This is a genomic window from Paraburkholderia sp. SECH2, from assembly GCF_030464795.1.
Classification (GTDB): Bacteria; Pseudomonadota; Gammaproteobacteria; order Burkholderiales; family Burkholderiaceae; genus Paraburkholderia; species Paraburkholderia aspalathi.
Genome location: NZ_JALPRH010000033.1, coordinates 1 through 21226, shown reverse-complemented (window position 1 = coordinate 21226; position 21226 = coordinate 1). Strand labels below are relative to the sequence as shown.

At 62.4% G+C, this 21226-nt stretch carries 20 protein-coding genes; 9 read left to right on the top strand and 11 right to left on the bottom strand.

From position 1 onward, the window contains the following. Positions 1-402: 402 nt before the first annotated feature. Positions 403-3408, top strand: a complete 3006-nt coding sequence (locus M0D66_RS33785) for a ribonucleoside-diphosphate reductase subunit alpha (protein ID WP_266212613.1) — start codon at positions 403-405, stop codon at positions 3406-3408. A gap of 88 nt (positions 3409-3496) precedes the next feature. On the opposite strand, the gene M0D66_RS33780 is transcribed toward M0D66_RS33785, so the two are convergent. Then, positions 3497-3700, bottom strand: coding sequence for a hypothetical protein (locus M0D66_RS33780; protein ID WP_143131828.1), 204 nt, complete (start codon positions 3698-3700; stop codon positions 3497-3499). A gap of 411 nt (positions 3701-4111) precedes the next feature. Between M0D66_RS33780 and M0D66_RS33775 the strand changes: the two genes are divergently transcribed. From M0D66_RS33775 to M0D66_RS33765, 3 genes are all read left to right on the top strand, one after another. After that, positions 4112-5347 (top strand): ribonucleotide-diphosphate reductase subunit beta, encoded by a 1236-nt coding sequence (locus M0D66_RS33775; RefSeq protein ID WP_054040807.1) that lies wholly within the window; start codon positions 4112-4114, stop codon positions 5345-5347. Between the two features lie 85 nt (positions 5348-5432). Continuing rightward, positions 5433-5759: a hypothetical protein gene (locus M0D66_RS33770; RefSeq protein WP_093645212.1), complete on the top strand. Its 327-nt coding sequence runs from the start codon at positions 5433-5435 to the stop codon at positions 5757-5759. Between the two features lie 30 nt (positions 5760-5789). Further along, a complete protein-coding gene (locus tag M0D66_RS33765) occupies positions 5790-6404 on the top strand; it encodes a histone H1-like DNA-binding protein (RefSeq protein ID WP_093645210.1) in 615 nt (204 codons plus the stop codon). 253 nt (positions 6405-6657) lie between these two features. Here M0D66_RS33765 and M0D66_RS33760 read toward each other — a convergent pair whose 3' ends face one another. The 10 genes from M0D66_RS33760 to M0D66_RS33715 form a co-directional block, all read right to left on the bottom strand. Next, positions 6658-7134 carry a glycine zipper 2TM domain-containing protein gene (locus M0D66_RS33760; protein ID WP_054040737.1) on the bottom strand — a complete coding sequence of 159 codons (477 nt, stop codon included), beginning with the start codon at positions 7132-7134 and terminating at the stop codon, positions 6658-6660. A 25-nt stretch (positions 7135-7159) separates the two neighbouring features. Beyond that, a complete protein-coding gene (locus M0D66_RS33755) occupies positions 7160-8098 on the bottom strand; it encodes a carbohydrate kinase family protein (protein ID WP_256455996.1) in 939 nt (312 codons plus the stop codon). A gap of 96 nt (positions 8099-8194) precedes the next feature. After that, positions 8195-8695, bottom strand: coding sequence for a thiol peroxidase (gene tpx, locus M0D66_RS33750; protein WP_054040805.1), 501 nt, complete (start codon positions 8693-8695; stop codon positions 8195-8197). Between the two features lie 71 nt (positions 8696-8766). Further along, positions 8767-10098, bottom strand: a complete 1332-nt coding sequence (locus M0D66_RS33745; RefSeq protein ID WP_266212612.1) for a zinc-ribbon and DUF3426 domain-containing protein — start codon at positions 10096-10098, stop codon at positions 8767-8769. Positions 10099-10146: 48 nt separating this feature from the next. Continuing rightward, positions 10147-11049: a 50S ribosomal protein L11 methyltransferase gene (gene prmA, locus M0D66_RS33740; protein ID WP_211701882.1), complete on the bottom strand. Its 903-nt coding sequence runs from the start codon at positions 11047-11049 to the stop codon at positions 10147-10149. Positions 11050-11052: 3 nt separating this feature from the next. Next, on the bottom strand, positions 11053-12420 hold the full coding sequence (accC, locus tag M0D66_RS33735; protein ID WP_054040733.1) for an acetyl-CoA carboxylase biotin carboxylase subunit: 1368 nt from the start codon (positions 12418-12420) through the stop codon (positions 11053-11055). Between the two features lie 129 nt (positions 12421-12549). Continuing rightward, the gene (accB, locus tag M0D66_RS33730; protein WP_093645201.1) at positions 12550-13020 is read right to left on the bottom strand and encodes an acetyl-CoA carboxylase biotin carboxyl carrier protein; all 471 of its coding nucleotides are present in this window, start codon (positions 13018-13020) and stop codon (positions 12550-12552) included. A 76-nt stretch (positions 13021-13096) separates the two neighbouring features. Further along, positions 13097-13552, bottom strand: coding sequence for a type II 3-dehydroquinate dehydratase (gene aroQ, locus M0D66_RS33725; RefSeq protein WP_093645199.1), 456 nt, complete (start codon positions 13550-13552; stop codon positions 13097-13099). Between the two features lie 194 nt (positions 13553-13746). Continuing rightward, positions 13747-14295 carry a TlpA disulfide reductase family protein gene (locus M0D66_RS33720; RefSeq protein ID WP_200620043.1) on the bottom strand — a complete coding sequence of 183 codons (549 nt, stop codon included), beginning with the start codon at positions 14293-14295 and terminating at the stop codon, positions 13747-13749. Between the two features lie 17 nt (positions 14296-14312). Continuing rightward, entirely contained in the window at positions 14313-14966 is a 654-nt protein-coding gene (locus tag M0D66_RS33715; protein ID WP_093645194.1) for a UDP-N-acetylmuramate--alanine ligase, read from the bottom strand. 212 nt (positions 14967-15178) lie between these two features. On the opposite strand from M0D66_RS33715, the gene mpl reads away from it, so the two are divergent. From mpl to mtgA, 5 genes are all read left to right on the top strand, one after another. Further along, positions 15179-16573: a UDP-N-acetylmuramate:L-alanyl-gamma-D-glutamyl-meso-diaminopimelate ligase gene (mpl, locus tag M0D66_RS33710; protein WP_200620044.1), complete on the top strand. Its 1395-nt coding sequence runs from the start codon at positions 15179-15181 to the stop codon at positions 16571-16573. Continuing rightward, complete coding sequence (locus M0D66_RS33705; RefSeq protein WP_093645190.1) at positions 16570-17172, top strand: YqiA/YcfP family alpha/beta fold hydrolase; 603 nt, start codon at positions 16570-16572, stop codon at positions 17170-17172. The genes mpl and M0D66_RS33705 overlap by 4 nt, the downstream gene beginning before the upstream one ends. Before the next feature lie 177 nt (positions 17173-17349). Then, positions 17350-19464 carry a ribonuclease catalytic domain-containing protein gene (locus M0D66_RS33700; protein WP_266212611.1) on the top strand — a complete coding sequence of 705 codons (2115 nt, stop codon included), beginning with the start codon at positions 17350-17352 and terminating at the stop codon, positions 19462-19464. Continuing rightward, a complete protein-coding gene (aroE, locus tag M0D66_RS33695; RefSeq protein ID WP_256455998.1) occupies positions 19461-20324 on the top strand; it encodes a shikimate dehydrogenase in 864 nt (287 codons plus the stop codon). The genes M0D66_RS33700 and aroE overlap by 4 nt, the downstream gene beginning before the upstream one ends. A 72-nt stretch (positions 20325-20396) precedes the next feature. After that, a complete protein-coding gene (gene mtgA, locus M0D66_RS33690; RefSeq protein ID WP_093645184.1) occupies positions 20397-21119 on the top strand; it encodes a monofunctional biosynthetic peptidoglycan transglycosylase in 723 nt (240 codons plus the stop codon). The last annotated feature ends 107 nt before the right edge of the window (positions 21120-21226 follow it).

Below are 21226 nucleotides of genomic sequence, written 5' to 3'. Positions count from 1 at the left end.
CTTGAAACTACACTATACTTGGTGCCAGAAATTCAGTTTTGCACTATATCTTGTGTCCGGTGTGTATAACTCTGTGCATAACTGAGTGTATAAGTCTGCGGCGCCCCGCTTCCCGAGCACGGCGCCGCAAGCATTCCGGGCAGCGATAAAAATTCCTGCGGCGTGGCCGATCGAGAGAGCCGGCAGCGTCCAGAAACATTCAGGAAAAGGGCATAGCAAGTGATCGCGACACACATGATGAAGACCGTTTTCAATTCGAACCAGGCTTCATCGCTGTCGCATCCCGCCACCCGGCTCAGCCGGCCTTTTTCCTGCACCCCATCGCTTGCGCACGCGGCGGCGCAGCGTTCGTTTTAATCCGCGGTTATCTCCGCAACATTTCCAAGACCAGGAGCTTTGCACATGCAAACCACCGACAACGCGACGACCCGGTACGAGGGTTCACCGGCTGGCCAGGCCTTCGGCCAGACACAAGGCGCCCAGGCGCTCGCGCCGCAAGTGACCTACGCCGACTACAAGGTGATCCGTCGTAACGGCAGCGTGGTGTCGTTCGAGCCGTCGAAAATCGCCATCGCCGTGACGAAGGCATTTCTGGCCGTCAACGGTGGTCAAGGCGCGGCGTCGGCTCGCGTGCGCGAACTGGTCGAGCAACTTACGCAGAACGTGGTGCGCGCACTCGTGCGCAGCCGTCCGAACGGCGGCACGTTCCATATTGAAGACATCCAGGATCAGGTCGAACTCGCGCTGATGCGCGGCGGCGAACATAACGTCGCGCGTGCATACGTGCTGTATCGCGAGAAGCGCACCCAGGCGCGCGGTCATGACGACCAGATCGTCGCCAGCACGCCGGGTCTGAACGTCACCGACAACGGCGTGACGCGTCCGCTCGACATGGCTGCGCTGCGCGGCATCATCGAACTGGCGTGCTCGAATCTGGGCGACGCCGTGAGCGCCGATCCGATCATCGCGGAAACGGTCAAGAATCTGTACGACGGCGTGCCGATGAGCCAGGTCTACGACTCGGCAATTCTGGCCGCCCGCACGATGATCGAAAAAGACCCGGCTTATGGCCAGGTCACGGCCCGCATCCTGCTGCACACGATCCGCCGCGAGATCCTCGAAGAGGAAGTCACGCAAACAGAAATGGGCGATCGTTACGCCGAATACTTCCCGCAATTCATCAAGCGCGGCGTGCAAGCCGAGCTGCTCGACGACAAACTCCTGCAGTTCGACCTGAAGCGCCTCGGCGCCGCACTCGACAACAACCGCGACCTGCAGTTCGGCTACCTCGGCCTGCAGACGCTGTACGACCGCTACTTCCTGCATCACGACGGCGTGCGCATCGAAATGCCCCAGGCATTCTTTATGCGTGTCGCGATGGGTCTGTCGCTGAACGAGATCGACCGCGAAGCGCGCGCGATCGAGTTTTACAACGTGCTGTCGAGCTTCGACTTTATGTCGTCCACGCCCACGCTGTTCAACTCGGGCACCCGCCGCTCGCAATTGTCGTCGTGCTACCTGACCACGGTCGACGACGACCTCGACGGTATCTACGAAGCGCTGAAGGAAAACGCGCTGCTGTCGAAATTCGCCGGCGGTTTGGGCAACGACTGGACGCGTGTGCGTGCTCTGGGTTCGCACATCAAGGGCACCAATGGCAAGTCGCAAGGCGTCGTGCCGTTCCTGAAGGTCGTCAACGACACGGCTGTCGCCGTGAACCAGGGCGGCAAGCGCAAGGGCGCGGTCTGCGCGTACCTGGAAACGTGGCACCTGGACATCGAAGAATTCCTCGAGCTGCGTAAGAACACCGGCGACGACCGTCGCCGCACCCACGACATGAACACGGCGAACTGGATTCCCGACCTGTTCATGAAGCGCGTGCACGAAGGCGGCGACTGGACGCTGTTCTCGCCGTCCACCTGCCCGGATCTGCACGACAAGTTCGGCGCGGAATTCGAAACGGCTTACACGGCTTACGAAGACAAGGTCGCGCGCGGCGAGATCAAGCTGTTCAAGAAGATTCCGGCGGCGCAACTGTGGCGCAAGATGCTGGGCATGCTGTTCGAAACCGGCCACCCGTGGATCACGTTCAAGGATCCGTGCAATGTGCGTTCGCCGCAACAGCACGTCGGTGTCGTCCACTCGTCGAACCTGTGCACGGAAATCACGCTGAACACCAGTGACGCCGAAATCGCCGTCTGTAACCTGGGCTCCGTGAACCTCGTCGCTCACTTGAAGGAACAGGCGGACGGCACTCTGGCGCTCGACCACGACAAGCTCAAGCGCACCGTCAGCGTCGCGATGCGCATGCTCGACAACGTGATCGACATTAATTACTACGCAGTCGCCAAGGCACGTAACTCGAACCTGAAGCACCGTCCGGTCGGCATGGGCATCATGGGCTTCCAGGACTGCCTGCACCTGCTGCGCACGCCGTATGCGTCGCAAGAGGCGGTTGCGTTCGCCGATACGTCGATGGAAGCGGTCTGCTACTACGCCTACTACGCGTCGACGGAGCTGGCGCAGGAGCGCGGCCGTTACTCCAGCTACCGCGGCTCGCTGTGGGATCGCGGCATTCTCCCGCAAGACTCGGTGAAGCTGCTGGCCGAAGCGCGTGGCGGTTACGTTGAAGTCGATTCGAGCGAATCGATGGACTGGACCGAACTGCGTTCGCGTATCGCCACCTACGGCATGCGCAACTCGAACTGCGTCGCTATCGCACCGACGGCGACCATCTCGAACATCATCGGCGTGTCGGCCTGTATCGAACCGACGTACCAGAACCTGTATGTGAAGTCGAATCTGTCGGGCGAATTCACGGTGGTCAACGACTACCTGGTGCGCGACCTGAAGGAACGCGGTCTGTGGGACGAAGTCATGGTCGCCGACCTGAAGTACTTCGACGGCACGCTCTCGCGCATCGACCGCATCCCGGCCGACCTGCGCGCGATCTACGCGACCGCGTTCGAACTCGATCCGGTATGGCTGGTCGAGGCGGCTTCGCGTCGTCAGAAGTGGATCGACCAGGCGCAGTCGCTGAACATTTACATGGGCGGCGCGTCGGGTAAGAAGCTCGACGAGATCTACAAGCTTGCTTGGGTGCGCGGTCTGAAGACGACCTACTACCTCCGCACGATGGCGGCGACGCACGTCGAGAAGTCGACGGTGGCGCACGGCGCACTGAACGCGGTGAGCTCGGGTGGCGGCGAAGGATCGGGCGGTGCGGGTGGTGTCGGCGGCGGCGCGGCAGGCGGCTTCGGCGTGAGCGGTGGTGCAGCTTCGGGCGGCATCCAGGTCGCGGCGGCAGCGTCGGCAGTTGCAGTCGAAGCAGCCCCGGAAGCAGATGGTCCGGTGTGCATGATGCGTCCGGGCGATCCTGGTTTCGACGAGTGCGAAGCTTGCCAGTAAGAAGTCTGGCGATCGCGACTAAGCACGAAGCAGGCGGCAGGATCGCCGCTTGCTAAGCGGGTTGTAGGTAAAGACCCGAATGCAGCGATCAGCAAGCTTGATAGAAGTGATGCATAAGCGAAGTAGACGAGCGGCGCAGCGAAACGAAATCGACGTTGCGCCGCTCGTCGAAAAGCAGCGAAGCACGGCAAGCAACTGAAGTCGTGAAGCGGCAGGCAAACAGCAGGCAAGCGGTAAGCAAGTAGTAGATGACGCAGTCAGCAGTCGGCAGCACCGACGAAGCGCTCGACATGAAGCGCTCAGCAAACGCTCCGGTCGAAGGTCGATCGACACAACCGGTCAGATGCATCGCTCGACATTGCATTGAACTCCGCCTCGCCAGCACTGACGAACAGGCAAGCACGGGACAGCCGGAACGTCAGCACGAGGCAGCAGGAAGCAATCGCAAAACGCTGCAAGCACGCTCCGCAATACAGATAGATAGAGCAGCGAAACGTCGCTTTGACACGTTGCTCTTCGAGCTCGCGAAGCACCTCGACGACACGCGTTCAACACGCTTCACATGAGGCGACACACACAGTCTGTTGAACAAAGTGTTGTATGAACGTAGCAACGCGAATCGAAAACAGGATTTTTCATCAGCGAACTCTTTTATCGCTCGTGAAAAGATGGTACAAACCGTTCTAAATTGATGGTGACATTTATGCTCAACTGGGATGACGAGATCACTGCCGTAACTCCCTCGAGCGCTACGCAACAGAATGTGTTGCGCAACGCTGCGGGATCGGCTGTCGGTTCGCAAGTCGGAACGCGTTCCGCTCCTCACGCTCCCTCGGCTCAAGACATCTTCGCGAACGACATCGCTGTCGCTCCCGTCGCTCATGTGACCCACGCTGCTACCGGAACGGCTGCCGCCTCCGAAGCGCGAGTCAATGTCGCCGACAAACGCATCATCAACGGCCAGACCGACGTCAATCAGTTGGTGCCGTTCAAATACAAGTGGGCCTGGGAAAAGTATCTGGCTGGTTGCGCCAACCACTGGATGCCGCAAGAAGTGAACATGTCGCGCGACATCGCCCTCTGGAAAGACCCGAACGGTCTGACCGAAGACGAGCGCCGCATCGTCAAGCGCAACCTGGGCTTCTTCGTGACGGCCGACTCGCTGGCCGCCAACAACATCGTGCTGGGCACCTACCGCCACATCACGGCGCCCGAATGCCGCCAGTTCCTGCTGCGCCAGGCGTTCGAAGAGGCGATCCACACGCACGCTTACCAGTACATCGTCGAGTCCCTGGGCCTCGACGAAGGCGAAATCTTCAACGCGTATCACGAGGTTTCCTCGATCCGCGCGAAAGACGAATTCCTGATTCCGTTCATCCATACGCTGACCGACCCGGCCTTCAAGACCGGCACGCTCGAGGCAGACCAGACCCTGCTGCGCTCGCTGATCGTGTTCGCCTGTGTGATGGAAGGCCTGTTCTTCTACGTCGGCTTTACGCAAATCCTGGCGCTGGGTCGCCAGAACAAGATGACCGGCGCCGCGGAACAGTACCAATACATCCTGCGCGACGAGTCGATGCACTGCAATTTCGGCATCGACCTGATCAACCAGATCAAACTCGAAAACCCGCAACTCTGGACGGCTGAGTTCCGCGCGGAAATCCGCGAGATCTTCCAGCAAGCGGTCGAACTTGAATATCGTTACGCAGAAGATACGATGCCGCGCGGGGTGCTCGGCCTCAATGCGTCGATGTTCAAGAGCTATCTGCGCTTCATCTGCAACCGCCGTTGTCAGCAGATCGGTCTCGATCCGCTGTACCCGAACGAGGAAAACCCGTTCCCGTGGATGAGCGAGATGATCGACCTGAAGAAGGAACGCAACTTCTTCGAGACGCGAGTGATCGAATATCAGACTGGCGGCGCGCTGACCTGGGAGTGATCCGGGTTCGTGTCGCAGATGCATTCATTTTGGGGATGCCGGCAGGCTTCGGCCGCGGCAATTTAGTTAGGAGCAGAACCGCCTGATGCAAATTGTGCCCAGTGCGCCGCGTGCCTTCGCGGCCCACAAACATGACTGGCACTTTGCGAACCCTTCAGTGGGATGGGCAAACTTCCCCCCGGAAAAAGCCGCTGGCGTTGCCGCCAGCGGCCCGATCAAGCAATTGCCGGCGCTGAGATCCAGCGCCGACCAGATCTGGCGCGCGGTGCCCAAGGGCACGGCGCGCCTTACCGCATTCATTAGCGTAAGCGCGCAGCACCTGCGTACGCCGATGAATAGCCCGCTTCGTAGCGCGCGCCCTGAGAAGCGTCCGCGGGAAGCGGGTTTTGACGAAGGGTGTAGTTTGAACTGACTCTCATCTGAAAACCTGAAGGAGAAAATGATGGCAACTATCAAGAAAGCAGCAGCTAAGAAACCCGCAGCCAAGAAAGCTGCTCCGGCAAAGAAGGCTGCTCCGGCGAAAAAAGTCGCTGCCAAGAAAGTCGCAGTGAAGAAGGTTGCAGCGAAGAAGGCTGCGCCGGCAAAGAAAGTCGCTGCCAAGAAAGTCGCAGTGAAGAAGGTTGCAGCGAAGAAGGCACCGGCAAAGAAGGCAGCGCCGGCTAAGAAAGCAGCAGTGAAGAAGGTTGCAGCAAAGAAGGCAGCACCGGCGAAGAAGGCCGCAGCAAAGAAGGCGCCGGCTAAGAAGGCTGCTGCCAAGAAGGCTGCGCCTGCTAAGAAGGCTGCTGCCAAGAAAGCTGCGCCTGCCAAGAAGGCTGCCGCCAAGAAGGCTGCGCCTGCGAAAAAGGCTGCCGCTAAAAAGGCTGCGCCTGCCAAGAAGGCTGCCGCGAAGAAGGCCGCTGCTCCTGCCAAGAAGGCTGCCCCTGCGAAGAAGGCTGTTGCCAAGAAGGCTGCACCTGCTCCCGCTGCGACTTCTGTCTCGAGCGCACCGGCGGCGACGGTGAAGACCGCGCTGAACCCGGCAGCTGCATGGCCGTTCCCGACGGGCAGCCGTCCGTAAGCAGTAGAAGTACTTCGACACGTCTTACTGTGTGTCGATGATCGAGTAGCGCTTGAAGCAGCATCACCGAGCGCTACTCGGTCAGGGTCCCGTTGCCGGGTTTCTGGCGACGGGATTTTTTTTGCCCGGGCGAGGGTGCTGGCTTTGAGAAGCGAGTTCGAAACCCGCAGGCGAAAAAAAACGCATGCACAGAGGGCATGCGTTTGAAGTCGTCGCGGTGGCGCGTGAAGCGCGACCGCACGAGAGGGGAAACTTAGTGTGTGACGCGCGTGACGCCGCCGCTGGAAAGCAGACGGACGCGCTCGCCGGCGCGGAAGATTTCGCCGGTGGCGCTTTGCGTGATCGCGCGCATGTCGCCGTTATCGAGTCGCACGGTGATCTCGAGGCCGTCGTGCACCGCGACGCCGTTCTCGACCGCATTACCTGCCACTGCGCCAGCCAGGCCGCCGATGATGCCCGTCACGATCGAGCCGCGACCACCGCCAATCGCGCTGCCGGCCACCGCGCCCAACGCGCCGCCGCCGATCGCACCCAAGCCGCTCGGCTGGCCGTTGTTCGAACTGATCTTCACGGCCCGAACGCTGTCGACCGTGCCCATGCGGACCGTTTCTTCGCGTTGTGCCTGCGACGCCGTGTAGACGTCGGCAGAACTGCTGTTGTACGCACACCCCGACATGGCCAGCGAACCGGCGATCAAGGCGGCCACTACCAGGCGACTCGTTGTTCTCATTCCCTAACTCCAATAGCTTGCGGCATTACTGCAGGTCGTATCCGAACGCCTGCTTGAACCGTTCGTTGATCTCCGCCCGGTTGGGCGCGTAGTTTTGCGGGCCTTGGTGTTCGATCTTCAGCGCGCCCATCAGACTTGCCAGACGCCCCGTGGTCGCCCAGCCCAGCTTGTTCTCGATGCCGTAGAGCAAGCCGCCGCGGAATGCGTCGCCACAGCCCGTAGGGTCGAGCACCTGCTGTGCCTTGACCGCCGGGATGGCTTCGATGCCACCGGCGTGATGGATCTGCGCGCCTTGTTCGCCGAGCGTGACAATCAGCGCTTCGACCTTGCCGGCGATCTCTTCGATCGACCAACCCGTTTTGTTGCTCACCAGTTTGGCTTCGTAATCGTTGACAGCTACGTAAGTAGCAAGTTCAATCATGCGGCGCAGCGACTCACCGTTGAACAGCGGCAAACCTTGGCCCGGATCGAAGATAAACGGCACGCCGGCCGCTGCCAGGTGCTCGGAATGCTGGATCATGGCGTCGTAACCGTCCGGTCCGACGATGCCGAGCGTGATGCCCTTCGCTTCGTCGGCGCGGTTCAGGTGCGCCTGCATCATCGCACCAGGGTGGAACGCGGTGATCTGGTTGTTTTCGAGGTCGGTGGTGATCATCGCCTGGGCCGAGTACGTGTCCGGCACCACCAGGACGTTTTCCGTCGAGAGGCCGAGCTGCTTGAAGCGGTCCATGTAGAGCTGCGCGTCGATCGCACCAAGCGCGCCCATGATGCGCGCGTTGCCGCCGAGCAGATGCAGCGAGTAGGCGATATTGCCCGCGCAGCCGCCGAACTCACGGCGCATCGTCGGCACGAGAAAGCTTACGTTCAGGATGTGGACCTGCTCCGGCAGGATGTGCTCCCGGAAGCGGCCTTCGAAGGTCATGATGTTGTCGTAGGCGAGCGAACCGCAAATCAGCGTAGCCAAGGCGAGCGTTCCTGTAAAAATCGATAAAGAGAATGGGCACGACGATGTGACAGCGCCGCGCATGAAGCGCGGCGCCGGGGTTCGTGCGCGAAGGTTTTACTTCAGCGCGGCAAGCGCTGCGTCGTAGTTCGGCTCGTTCTTGATTTCGCCGACCAGCTCAGCGTGCACGACCTTGTCGTTCTCGTCGACGACCACCACGGCGCGTGCCGTCAGACCCGTCAGCGGGCCGCTCGTGACGTCGACGCCATAGGCTTGCGCGAACTCATGGCCGCGGAACGTGGACGCCGTCACAACGTTCTCGATGCCTTCGGTCGTGCAGAAACGCGACGCGGCGAACGGCAGGTCGCCCGACACGACGATCACAGCCGTGTTGCTCAGCTTGGCCGCGGCCTCGTTGAACTTGCGGGTCGACGTGGCGCAGGTCGGCGTGTCGAGGCTCGGGACGATGTTCAGCACCTTGCGCTTGCCGGCAAAGTCGGCCAGCGACAGCGGCTTCAGATCCTTGCCGACCAGCGAGAAGGCGGGGGCAGTCTGGCCCACGCTCGGGAACGTGCCGGCTACTTCGATCGGGTTGCCACCCAGCGTAACTTGACTCATGTTGTCGTGCTCCGAAAATTCGTCAGTAATGACGGTGAACACGCCCGGTCAGTGCCGGGCGCGAGGATGCGTTACGGATAAAAAATCTGTACGCGGAAATTTGACGCGACCGCATTGCCCGTGTCGAGATGCACGATCATGGTCTGGGTCGTGTGCGCCGGCAGTCCGGCCGCAATCGGCGTGCCGGGTGCGACGTAGTCTTGCGGCCACAACACGCGGCGCACGGCGACATTGTTCTGATCGTCGAGCAGCGTGAGTTCGATCGCCGGGTAGGCCAGCGCAACATTGGCGCGGTTGCGCAGCGGCATCTTCAGTTCGAGCTTGTGCGGGCCGTCGATCTGCCGCAGGTCGGACGGTTCGACCTGCAAACCGTCGATGTCGTGCGGCGGCGTGATCTGGCAGCCGAGCTGCGCGCAGGCCTTTACGTAGAGCGTCTGCGAACGTGGGAAGTAGACCTGCACGGTTTCACGCTGCCACCAGGCGAGTTGCGCGAGCAGGGCGATAACCAGCAGCGCGGCGACCACCGAGCCGAAGATGATCCAGCCGAGGCGGCGCGGTTCGGCCGGGCGTGTTTCGCGCACCACCGGGAAGGGATCGACGCCGTCATGCACCGGCTGGACCGCGAAGGGTTCGCCGCTCGATCCAAAGGTGGCCGGGCCTGGACCCGAGCCACCACCCGCGGCGGCCGCGCCCAGGCCGGCTGCCGCAGCTACGCCTGCAGCGCCTACGCCAGCCGCACCCAAGCTGGCCGCTCCGAAATGCGGTTCATTGTCAGGAATGCCATGCAAGCTGGCCGGCTCGTGCAAAACCGGCTCGTCAGCATCAGCAAGATGTTCAGAAGGACGCTCGGTCTTGTGCCAGACCCGCGGCGCTGCTTCCGTAGACGGATTGGCCTCGTAAGCGAAAGGCTCACGCGGCAGGTCCGGGGGCGTCTCGGCCTCGTTGGCAACGGGTTCGAGCGGCACGTTCGCGAGACTGGGTTCGTGGTCGGCAGCAATCGGCGTGGTGAAGGCGCTCGCCGGCAGTTCCGGCTCGGTAGCGTGACGCGGCGTGACCGCGACGCCTGCGCCAGTTGAAATCGGCGTAAGCGGCAGATTGCTGGCGCTGTGAAGCAGGCGGTTGTCGATCGCGGCGTCGGGCGCCGGTGCCCACGGATCCCATGCTTCAGCGCTGAAATCGGGGCCCTTGGGGCGTACGCCGGACAAGGCCTCGATCGCCGCAGCCGCGGCAATTGGCTTGGCGGAGGAGAAGTCGCCGACCTCGTTCAGTTCGAACAGGCTGCTCGATGCGTCGAATACTTCATGGCAGTGCCCGCAACGCACGAGGCCGCGGCGCAGCGCGAGCTGCGCCGGTTGCAGGCGGAAGACGGTTTCGCAGAAGGGGCAACGCGTCGCCAGGAGCATATTGAGCCGATAAGCCGAAAGGCCGTTGGTTGGACAATACGCCTTATTCTAATGGCTTTCGCGGCGCGTTCCCGTCAGGCATACCCAACCTTCGTGTTCGCGCCATACGCCGATGTCGATCCATCGCGAATAGACCTGCGCCACTTCGTCCGCCTGGCGCGCCAGAATGCCTGACAGCGCGATCCGGCCACCCGCCTTGACTTTCGACGACAACATCGACGCCATCAGCTTGAGCGGGTTGGAGAGGATGTTGGCGACCACGATATCGAACTCGCCGGTGGGGCATTCGTCTGGCAAACCGTACGTGACTTCCGCCCGGTTGCGCTCGCTGTTGTAACGCGCCGATTCGACCGCCTGCGGGTCGATATCGATGCCGTACACCGGGTTGGCGCCGCACTTCTTCGCGAGGATCGCGAGGATGCCCGAGCCGCAGCCGTAGTCGAGCACGGATTGCTCCGCCTTCACCGACTGCTCCAGCCATTCCATACACAGACGCGTAGTGGGATGGCTGCCGGTGCCGAACGCGAGGCCCGGATCGAGTTCCAGCACGAGTGCGTCAGGGTCCGGTGCGTCGTGCCACGAGGGCACCACCCAGATGCGCTCGCCGATCGAAATCGGATCGAATTGCGACTGTGTGAGACGCACCCAATCCTGCTCTTCGACTTCACGCACGGTAAACGACGGCGCGCTTTCCAGCCCCACCTCGTTGGCCGCCGCCGCGAGCAGCACACCCGGCTCCTGTTCCGGCGCGAGCAGGGCGATCACGCGCGAACGCTGCCACGCCGTACGATCCGGCGTGAGACCGGGCTCGCCGAACAGCGGCTGCTCGTCGGGCGTGTCGGCGTCCGCATCTTCAACCGATACGGACAACGCGCCCAACTCGAGCAGCGCGTCGGAGAACTCCTCCGCGTGCTCGCGTGCCAGCTCGGCGATCAGTTCCCGGTAACTCATGACTTATGCTTCTTCCGGCGCGGCCTGCTGCTTCGCCGCCAACCGGTTTTCGAGGTAGTGAATGCTGGTGCCGCCTTCCACGAACTTCGCGTCCAGCATCAGCTCGCGGTGCAGCGGGATGTTGGTCTGGATGCCTTCCACCACCATTTCCGACAGCGCGATGCGCATGCGCTTGATCGCCTGTTCGCGCGTCGCGCCGTAAGCGATCAGCTTGCCGATCATCGAATCATAGTTCGGCGGCACGAAATAGCCATTGTAGGCGTGCGAATCGACGCGGATGCCGGGGCCGCCCGGCATATGCCACGACGTCAAACGTCCCGGCGACGGCGTGAACTTGAACGGATCTTCCGCGTTGATCCGGCATTCGATCGCGTGACCCTTGAACACGATGTCGCGCTGACGGAACGCGAGTTTCTCGCCCGCTGCAATGCGAATCTGTTCCTGCACGATATCGACGCCGGTGATCAGCTCAGTCACCGGATGTTCGACCTGCACGCGCGTGTTCATTTCGATGAAGTAGAACTCGCCGTTTTCGTACAGGAATTCGAACGTACCCGCGCCAAGATAGCCCATCTTCTTGCAGGCGTCCGCGCAGCGATCGCCGATGCGGTCGATCAGGCGGCGCGCGATGCCGGGCGCCGGCGCTTCTTCGATCACCTTCTGGTGACGGCGCTGCATCGAGCAATCGCGCTCGCCGAGCCAGACTGCGTTCTTGAACGAGTCGGACAGAATCTGAATTTCGATGTGCCGCGGGTTCTCCAGGAATTTCTCCATATAGACCTGCGGGTTGCCGAACGCACGGCCGGCTTCTTCGCGCGTCATGTTGACCGCGTTGACCAGCGCCGCTTCGGTGTGGACCACGCGCATGCCGCGGCCACCGCCGCCGCCGGCGGCCTTGATGATCACCGGGTAGCCGACCTGGCGGGCAATTTTCACGATCTCTTTCGGATCTTCCGGCAACGCGCCTTCAGAACCCGGCACGCAGGGCACGCCAGTCTTGATCATGGTTTGCTTGGCGGTCACCTTGTCGCCCATCATCCGGATGGTTTCCGGGCGCGGGCCGATGAAGGTGAAGCCGGACTGCTCGACGCGTTCGGCGAAGTCGGCGTTTTCCGACAGGAAGCCGTAGCCGGGGTGGATCGCTTCGGCGTCCGTCACTTCTGCCGCGCTGATCAGCGCCGGCATGTTCAGGTAGCTCAGATTCGAAGGCGCCGGGCCGATACAGACCGCCTCGTCGGCGAGCTTCACGTACTTGGCTTCCTTGTCGGCTTCCGAATAGACGACGACCGTCTTGACGCCCAGTTCGCGGCAGGCGCGCTGGATACGAAGCGCGATCTCGCCACGATTGGCAATGAGAATTTTTTCAAACATAGCGGATTTTCGACTCATCAATAGGCGCCCGGTCGATCACAACACGGGCTGCCTCAGAGGATCGGTCGCGCGCCTCGGGACGGCAGGCGCGCGGGCGGCAGGCGCAAAAAAAGCGCAAAGCGTGCCGCGTTAGCCGACCACGAACAGCGGTTGGCCGTACTCGACCGCCTGGCCGTTTTCGACGAGGATTTCCTTCACCACGCCGGACTTGTCCGACTCGATTTCGTTGAGCAGCTTCATCGCTTCGATGATGCAGATCGTCTGGCCTTCCTTGACCGTGTCGCCCACCTGGACGAACGGATCGGCGCCCGGCGACGGTGCGCGGTAGAAGGTGCCGACCATCGGCGAGGTCACTACGTGGCCTTGCGGCGCGACGGGCGCCGGCGTAGCCGGGGCGCCCGCTGCGGCAGCCGGTGCTTCGCCGCCCGGCAGCGGTGCCGGCTGGGCATATTGCGGAGCATACGAAGCGGACGGTTGCACGTAAACCGGCGGCGCATTCTTGACGATGCGGACCTTGCCTTCGCCTTCGGTCACTTCGAGTTCGGAAATACCGGACTCCGAGACGAGGTCGATCAGAGTTTTCAGTTTACGTAGATCCATCAGGAAGCCCCTTTCAATGCGTAAAGTGCCGGCGCGTGCAATCGCAGTACCCGGCTTAAATTGGACGTGTTTGGAATCAGCCGCGCGACGAGCCGGCCGACAGCCGGTCGAGCGCGAATTCGAGCGCGTACATATATCCCTTCCAGCCAAGGCCGCAAATCACGCCTTCAGCCTGGTCGGAGAAATACGAGTGATGCCGGAACGGTTCGCGGCGATGTACGTTCGAGAGATGAATCTCGACGAACGGGATGCCGACCCCCGCCAGTGCGTCCCGAATGGCCACGCTGGTGTGCGTGTACGCGGCGGGATTGATCAGTATGAAATCGGTTTGTTCAGTCCGGGCGGATTGGATGCGATCGACGAGAGCGCCTTCATGATTGCTCTGGAACGACGCGAGTTCGACGCCTGCGTCCGCTGCGCGGTCCGCAAGTGCCTGATCGATCTGCGGCAGCGTTACGCGGCCATAAACCTCCGGTTCCCGGGTGCCGAGAAGGTTGAGGTTGGGGCCGTGCAGTACCAGCAGTCGCGTCATGGTCGCTTCTTTTTCCGTGGAATTGGGCGCACTTTAGCGCTGATTAGAGAAACTTGTCTAGTTTCCTGCGCGTTGGAAACGATCCCGGCGATCTTTCGCCATCTGTCCGGGCGCCCATCTTCTCTCAAATTCGAGCGATTTGCGCGTAATTTCGCGCCTTTTGCCTCGATCTGATCGTCAAAAGAATGTGAAATTTAGAGCGCGTCGAGCGTCTGTTTCAGCGCTTGTGGGTCGATTTGCCCTAATTTTGTCGAGCGGATGTTGCCTTTTGCGTCGATTACGACGGTAAAGGGCAGGCCGCCCGCAGTATTGCCGAACGCGCGCGCAAGGTCGGCGCCGCCGAACCCGGTGACGTAGACCGGGTAGGCCACTTTCACCTTCTGCAGGAACGCCTGGACGTTTTTATCCGAATCGACGCCAAGTCCGACGAACTGGATTCCTTTCTTCGCATATTCGCGTTGAAGTTGCGAAAGAGCGGGCATTTCCTCTACGCACGGTCCGCACCAGGACGCCCAGAAGTTGACGACGATTGGGTGGCCTTTAAGCAAACTTAGCGATTGCGGCTTGCCGTCGACATTCGTGACGGGCGCGGTCCAGAGTTGCTCGACGGCGCTTTGCGTGGAACCGGGCTGCGCCGCGTGGGCGACTTCCGGGTCGCCGTTCAGCAAGTGATTGGCCAGCACCCCGCCACCCGCGGCGGCGATCGCGACGAGCGCGCCTGCCAGAATCCGTGTCGTATTCATTCCAGGTCTAGGTCTGTCTAATTAGTTGAAGAGGTGACGTTGCTGCTGTCGAGCAGCGCCTGAACGGCCTGCTGATTCGCCCGAGCCGTGCGGCCGCGCGCGTCGGCCCGAACCGCGCCGCGCAAGTCGTCCGTTTCGTACAGGGCGACGTGGATGCCGGCCGGCTCCGCATCGCGCCCTTCGTTCGTGGGGCGCCAGAGGAAGCTAAGCGTCTCGACGTAGCCGCGACCGGCGAAATGCCGTGTCTCCGAAACGTCGTACTGGATGTTGGCGTTCAGAAAGTAGATCGCGACTTCTTTCGGGTTGTCGCAGAACACCTGAAGGTGAATATCCGAGTGTTCGCCGGCTGTGCCGCCGAGCACCGCGCCGGTCAGATAGGGATTGAACGGCGCAAGCCGCTCCATCCAGTCGATCGCGATACGGCGGAGCCGCCGCAACAGCACTGGCTGACTGTCGCCCTGGAACAGCGACTGATATTCACGGATTTCTTCTTCGATCTGGTCGTTATCCGGCAGCCATTCGCCGGCAACACGGCTCTCGCCGACTACCTGCCGTGCCGCTTTACGCTTGGCCGTTGCGTAGTCCAGACCGTCTTCAGCGATCATCCGGGCAGCTGCGATGGCGATTTCCTCGCGCACGCGCTGCGGATCGAAATGTGATTTGCGAACCATCTCTCAATCATACTAGAGATTGATGACAGCCCTTTCTGGGCGGTTCACGCAGGGCGTTTTGCGGGGGCGGGACGGGCAGCCATCCTGGCGGCCCCGTTCGTAGGGCGATTCGGAGGCGTCGGTTACAATAGCGTCCTTTGCGGACGGTCGTTTCGACCGCTCTTCCGCACTCCCATCCCTCGCAAAATACGCCCGCGCGGCACGACAGGCTTATGCACATCCACATCCTCGGTATCTGCGGCACGTTCATGGGCGGACTCGCGGTCCTCGCGCGCGGCGCGGGCCACACCGTGACGGGCTGCGACGCCGGCGTCTATCCGCCCATGAGCACGCAGCTCGAGGCACAAGGCATTCGTCTGATTGAAGGCTATGACGCCGAGCAGTTGAACGGTCTCAATGCCGACCTGTTTGTGATCGGCAATGTGGTCTCGCGCGGCAACCCGCTGATGGAAGCGATCCTCGATCGCGGCCTGCCTTATGTGTCCGGTCCGCAGTGGCTCGGCGAGCACGTACTGAACGGCAAGTGGGTGCTGGCGGTGGCCGGCACGCACGGCAAGACCACCACCAGTTCGATGCTGACCTGGCTGCTCGAAGACGCGGGTCTCAATCCGGGCTTCCTGATCGGCGGCGTGCCGCTGAACTTCGGGGTGTCGGCGCGGCTAACCGATTCGAGCTTCTTCGTGATCGAGGCCGACGAGTACGACACGGCCTTCTTCGACAAGCGCTCCAAGTTCGTTCACTACCGGCCGAAAACCGCGGTGCTGAACAACCTCGAGTTCGATCACGCCGACATTTTCCCGGATCTGGCGGCGATCGAAACGCAGTTCCATCATCTGATCCGCACGGTGCCGGGCATTGGCCGTATCGTCACGAACGGTCGTGAAGACGCGCTGGAGCGCGTGCTGACACGCGGTTGCTGGAGCGAAGTCGAGCGTTTCGGCGTGCAAGGCGGCTGGGAAACCCTGCCAGCTGAAGACGGCGTGCCGGTCGATGAGCGTTTTGCCGTGTATCACAACAGTGAGCGCGTCGGCGTGGTCGAGTGGCAGGTGCAGGGCGAACACAACCGCATGAACGCGCTTGCCGCGATCGCCGCCGCGCGCCATGTCGGCGTGCCGCCAGCGCAAGCCGCGAAGTCGCTGGCGAGTTTCCGGAATGTGAAGCGCCGTATGGAAGTGCGCGGCAGCGTCGACGGCGTGACTGTCTACGACGATTTCGCTCACCACCCCACGGCCATCGAAACGACGGTGGCCGGACTGCGCGCCCGCGTCGGCCATGAAAACACGCGAATCCTGGCCGTGCTGGAACCGCGCTCGAACACCATGAAGCTCGGGGTGATGAAGGCGCAACTGCCGGCGAGTCTGGCCGACGCCGATCTCGTGTTCGGCTACGGCGCGCCGGCTGGCCGCGACGCACTCGGCTGGGATCTCGGCGAGGCGCTCGCACCGCTCGGCGGCAAAGCGCAGGCATTCGACAATCTCGACGCGCTGGTCAAGGCGGTGGTTCACGCAGCGCGCCCCGGCGACCAGGTTCTGGTGATGAGCAACGGCGGCTTCGGCGGCGTGCATCAGAAGCTGCTCGACGCACTTTCCGCACGAGGCGCTTCGTGATCCTTTATCTGCACGGTTTCCGTTCGTCACCCAATTCGTTCAAGGCGCGCGTGCTGGCGGCGCGCCTCGTCGAACTTGGCCGCAGCGACGAATGGTGCTGTCCGATGCTGCCGGTTTCGCCGTTCGAGACCGTTGCGCTCGCTGAATCGCTGGTCGCGGCTGCGAAGCCGAAAGACGTCACGGTGATCGGCAGTTCGCTCGGCGGCTACTTCGCCACGCATCTCGCCGAGAAGCACGGCTGGCCGGCGGTGCTGTTGAACCCGGCGGTCGTGCCGCAGCGCGACCTGAGCGCCTATCTCGGCGAGCAGCCGCTGTGGCACGGCGGCGGCAGCATCACGGTCGAGCCGCATCATCTGGACGAGCTGCGCGCGCTCGGCGTCGCGTCGATCACGCGGCCCGAACGCTATTATTTGATGGCCGCCACCGGCGACGAAGTGCTCGATTACCGCGAAATGCTCGCGCACTATCCGGGCGCACGCACTACGCTGATCCAAGGGAGTGACCACGCGATCAGCGAATTCGCGCAATACGTCGACGAGGTGCTGGCCTTTTGCGATGCCGAAGACGTCGAGCCGCCGGCGCCGCGCGAAGCCGCCTGAGCGTGCCGACGATCCCGCAGCGAGGCCGTTGCGGATCACCAGAATCATGCCGCCGGCGCGCGCGTATCGCGCCGCGGATCCACTACCACGAACACGTTGCCGTGCCGCGCACGCAGTGACCGATAGCTGAACCCAATCGGGCGCGCCGGCAGATGCAAGACAGAACGAGAGTATTGAGTGAACGTTTTCTTTGAGGAATCGGGCAGTTTCAAGGCGGGCAGCGTGCTGTCGCGTCAGGGCGATGCTTTTCAGGTCGAGCTGCCGGGCGGCCGGCGCGCCAAGGTGCGCGCGAAAGACGTGCTGATCGAATTCGAAAAGCCGAGCGCGGGCGAGCTGATGCAACAGGCTGACGCCGCCGCGCAGGATATCGATCTGGACTTCCTGTGGGAATGCGCGCCGGAAGACGAATTCCCGTTTGCCACGCTGGGCGCCGAGTATTTCGGCGATGGGTTCGGCGCCATCGAGCGTGCGGCGCTGGTGCTGCGCCTGCACGGCTCGCCGGTGTACTTCCGCCGCAAGGGCCGCGGCATGTACCAGCGCGCGCCGCAGGAGCAACTCAAGATGGCGCTCGCCGGACTGGAGCGTAAACGCCAGCAGGCGCTGGTGCAGGCCGGTTACGAAGACGAACTGAAGGCGGGCCGTCTGCCGGAAGGCTTCAGCGGCAGCAAGGCGCTGGCTTTGCTCACGAGGCCCGACAAGAACACGATCGAATACAAGGCGCTCGAAGGCGCGGCCGCGGCGCGCGGTATCTCACAGGCGCGGCTGATGCTCGAATGCGGTGGAATTCCGTCGGCTCGCGCGTTGCATGAGGCGAAATTCCTCTCCGAGTTTTTCCCGCACGGCACCGGCTTTCCGCCGGTCACGGTCGGCACATTGCCGGAAGATCTGCCGGAAGCCGATGTACAGGCGTTCTCGATCGACGACATCACCACGACCGAAATCGACGATGCATTCTCCGTCGAGCATCTGGCCGACGGCCGCGTGCGGATCGGCGTGCATATCGCCGCGCCGGCGCTCGGCATTGAGCGTGGCGACGAGGTCGATGCGATCGCGCGCACACGTCTGTCGACCGTTTACATGCCGGGCGACAAGATCACGATGCTGCCCGATAGCGTCGTGGAGGCGTTCACGCTGGCTGAAGGCGGCTTGCGGCCGGCTCTGTCGCTCTACGTGATCATCAATCGCGAGACGCAGGAGATCGTGGCGAGCGAAACGCGCGCCGAGCGTGTGTTCGTGAAGAACAATCTGCGCCACAACACGCTGGACGAGCTGGTCACCGAAGAGGCGCTCGCCGCCGGTACCGGCGACTATCCGCACAAAGAGGACATCGCCGTGCTGTGGCCGTTCGCGCAGGCGCTGTTCGAAAAGCGTCAGACTGCGCGCGCCGGTTATGGCCTGCGCCGCGAAGTGCAGCGCAACACCGATTTCAACTTCTATGTGGAAGGCGAGCACATCACGATCACGCCGCGCCGACGTGGGTCGCCGCTCGACACGATCGTCGCGGAGCTCGCGATTCTCGCCAACTCGTCGTGGGGCGCGTTCCTGCATGACCACGGCGTGCCGGGCATCTACCGTACGCAACGTGCGTTCGGTGCGCCGACCGGCCCGAAGCGCACTCGCATGCAAACCAATGCGGCGCCGCACGAAGGCCTGGGCGTCACGCAATACGCGTGGAGCACGTCGCCGCTGCGCCGCTACGTCGACCTTGTGAACCAGTGGCAGTTGCTCGCCTGCGTGCAGCATGGCGTGACCGCGAAACTGGCCGCACCGTTCAAGCCCAAGGACGCCGATCTGTTCGCCGTCGTGCAAGGTTTCGACGACACCTACACCGCGTATGCCGATCACCAGCGCCGCATGGAGTACTTCTGGTGCCTGCGCTGGCTGAAGCAGGAGAACCGGAAGCAGGTGGTGGCATCGGTGGTGAAGGGCGATCTCGTGCGTCTGGAAGAGATTCCGCTGCTGCTGCATGTGCCGGGTCTCGGCGTGCATGCACGCGGTACGCGCTTGCAGATGGAAGTGATGTCGATCGACGAACTGACCGTCGAAGCGTCCGTGCGCCTGCTGCATGTGCTCGACGCGCCGGCGGTGACGAGCGGCAGCGAAGCTGAGGAAGCCGACGAGGGTGAAGAAGAAATCATCGACGTGGCTGAGGAAAGCGCCGAAGGCGAAGCCGAGGCTCAGGCGGAAGCCGACCTCGACGGCGGCGCGACCGAACCGGGCGACGCCGAAAACGCCGCTGGCACCAGCGATGCAGCAGCCGACCAGCAGCACGTCACGGAGCCGGGACGATGAGCGTCAGCGATTCGCGCGACCGCTACGCGGTCATCGGAAACCCGGTCGGTCATAGCAAATCGCCGTTCATTCATGGCCGCTTTGCCGCGCAAACCGGCGAGCCGATCGAGTACGGCCACCTGCTCGCGCCGGTGGATGCTTTCGTGCCGCACGTGCGCGCTTTTATCGAAGCTGGCGGCCGCGGCATGAACGTGACGGTGCCATTCAAGCTCGACGCGCATGCGTTCGCCAACACCCTGTCGCCGCGGGCGGCAGCAGCGGGCGCGGTGAACACACTGCGGTTCGACGCAAACGGTGTCTACGGCGACAACACGGACGGCTTCGGCCTCGTGCGAGACATCGAGGTGAATCTCGGCGTTTCGTTAAAGGGTGCACGGATTTTGCTGCTTGGTGCGGGCGGCGCCGCGCGCGGCGTCGTGCTGCCGATGCTGGACCGCTCGCCACATACGCTGACGATCGTCAACCGTACGGCAGCGAAGGCCGAAGTGTTAGTGGACCAGTTCGCGCAGGCCGCAGGCGATGTCGCATGCCGTCTGACCGGCGGCAGCGCGCGAGCGATCGAAGCGGGCACATACGACGTGATCGTCAACGCGACGGCGGGCAGTCTGGATGCTTCGTTGCCCGAATGCGACGACCGCGCGTTCGGCGCCGGCACACTCGCTTACGACATGATGTACGGCGCGCATCCGACGGTGTTCATGGAGCACGCGCGGAAGCTGGGTGCACGCGGCGCCGACGGCCTCGGCATGCTGGTCGAGCAGGCGGCCGAGTCGTTTTACGTGTGGCGAGGCGTGCGGCCCGACGGCGCGCCGGTGCTGGCGGAATTGCGAGCGTTATTGACGGCGCCGCCGCACGCGTAGACCACCGCATTAATTTCCAGACTACGCAACGCACCAACCCACACGTTCACCGACTCGAGGACTCCAGGTACGATGAAAACAACGCGGCGCGCGAGCCGGCCAGGTCCGGTGCGATGGATCTTCTATCTCGGCGCCGTGTTGGCGATTGCGTGGCTTGCGACGCAGGCGTTTTACTTCGCGCAGATTGCGGTGTGGAATTACACGAATCCCCGGTCGACCGCTTTTATGCGATCGGACGCGTGGCGTTTGTCGCAGGACCGGCCTGATCTGTCGGTGCAACGCACGTGGGTACCGTACGAACAGATTTCGCACAATCTGAAGCGCGCGATTATCGCTTCCGAAGACGCGAACTTCGTGAATAACAACGGCTACGAGACCGACGCCATTTTGCAGGCGTGGGAGAAGAACAAGGCCAAGGGCAAGATCGTTCGCGGTGGTTCGACGATTACTCAGCAGTTGGCGCGGAATCTCTTTCTATCTCGTGAGAAGAGTTATATCCGCAAGGGGCAGGAGCTGATCATCACGTGGATGCTTGAGACCTTGATGGACAAGCAGCGCATCTTTGAGATTTATCTCAACTCCGTTGAATGGGGCAATGGGGTTTATGGCGCGGAGGCGGCCGCGCATTATTACTACAAGACTTCTGCTGCCAAATTGACTGCCGGGCAGTCGGCGCGGCTGGCTGTGATGCTGCCGCAGCCTAAGTATTTTGATGAGCACAGGGGCTCAGCGTATCTGGCTCAAAGGTCGCGCGTGATTGCGCGGCGGATGGGGGCTGCTGAGTTGCCAGATTGACGGTTTTTTTTGCCTGCGCGGCGCTTGTTTTGTCCGTGTTCCTGGGGCTTTGGCCTTTCCTTGAATTGTTAGTGGTTTATTAGCGTTGCCCCTGTGCGGGGCGGCAC

Bases quoted from the DNA above. Each gene is read 5' to 3' on its own strand.
- mtgA (WP_093645184.1), top strand. From the start codon at position 20,397: ATGAAAACAACGCGGCGCGCGAGCCGGCCAGGTCCGGTGCGATGGATC.
- tpx (WP_054040805.1), bottom strand. From the start codon at position 8,695: ATGAGTCAAGTTACGCTGGGTGGCAACCCGATCGAAGTAGCCGGCACG.
- M0D66_RS33715 (WP_093645194.1), bottom strand. From the start codon at position 14,966: ATGGTTCGCAAATCACATTTCGATCCGCAGCGCGTGCGCGAGGAAATC.
- M0D66_RS33765 (WP_093645210.1), top strand. From the start codon at position 5,790: ATGGCAACTATCAAGAAAGCAGCAGCTAAGAAACCCGCAGCCAAGAAA.
- M0D66_RS33775 (WP_054040807.1), top strand. From the start codon at position 4,112: ATGCTCAACTGGGATGACGAGATCACTGCCGTAACTCCCTCGAGCGCT.
- mpl (WP_200620044.1), top strand. From the start codon at position 15,179: ATGCACATCCACATCCTCGGTATCTGCGGCACGTTCATGGGCGGACTC.
- aroQ (WP_093645199.1), bottom strand. From the start codon at position 13,552: ATGACGCGACTGCTGGTACTGCACGGCCCCAACCTCAACCTTCTCGGC.
- M0D66_RS33785 (WP_266212613.1), top strand. From the start codon at position 403: ATGCAAACCACCGACAACGCGACGACCCGGTACGAGGGTTCACCGGCT.
- accC (WP_054040733.1), bottom strand. From the start codon at position 12,420: ATGTTTGAAAAAATTCTCATTGCCAATCGTGGCGAGATCGCGCTTCGT.
- M0D66_RS33770 (WP_093645212.1), top strand. From the start codon at position 5,433: ATGCAAATTGTGCCCAGTGCGCCGCGTGCCTTCGCGGCCCACAAACAT.
- M0D66_RS33760 (WP_054040737.1), bottom strand. From the start codon at position 7,134: ATGAGAACAACGAGTCGCCTGGTAGTGGCCGCCTTGATCGCCGGTTCG.
- M0D66_RS33780 (WP_143131828.1), bottom strand. From the start codon at position 3,700: ATGTCGAGCGCTTCGTCGGTGCTGCCGACTGCTGACTGCGTCATCTAC.
- prmA (WP_211701882.1), bottom strand. From the start codon at position 11,049: ATGAGTTACCGGGAACTGATCGCCGAGCTGGCACGCGAGCACGCGGAG.
- M0D66_RS33745 (WP_266212612.1), bottom strand. From the start codon at position 10,098: ATGCTCCTGGCGACGCGTTGCCCCTTCTGCGAAACCGTCTTCCGCCTG.
- M0D66_RS33720 (WP_200620043.1), bottom strand. From the start codon at position 14,295: ATGAATACGACACGGATTCTGGCAGGCGCGCTCGTCGCGATCGCCGCC.
- accB (WP_093645201.1), bottom strand. From the start codon at position 13,020: ATGGATCTACGTAAACTGAAAACTCTGATCGACCTCGTCTCGGAGTCC.
- aroE (WP_256455998.1), top strand. From the start codon at position 19,461: ATGAGCGTCAGCGATTCGCGCGACCGCTACGCGGTCATCGGAAACCCG.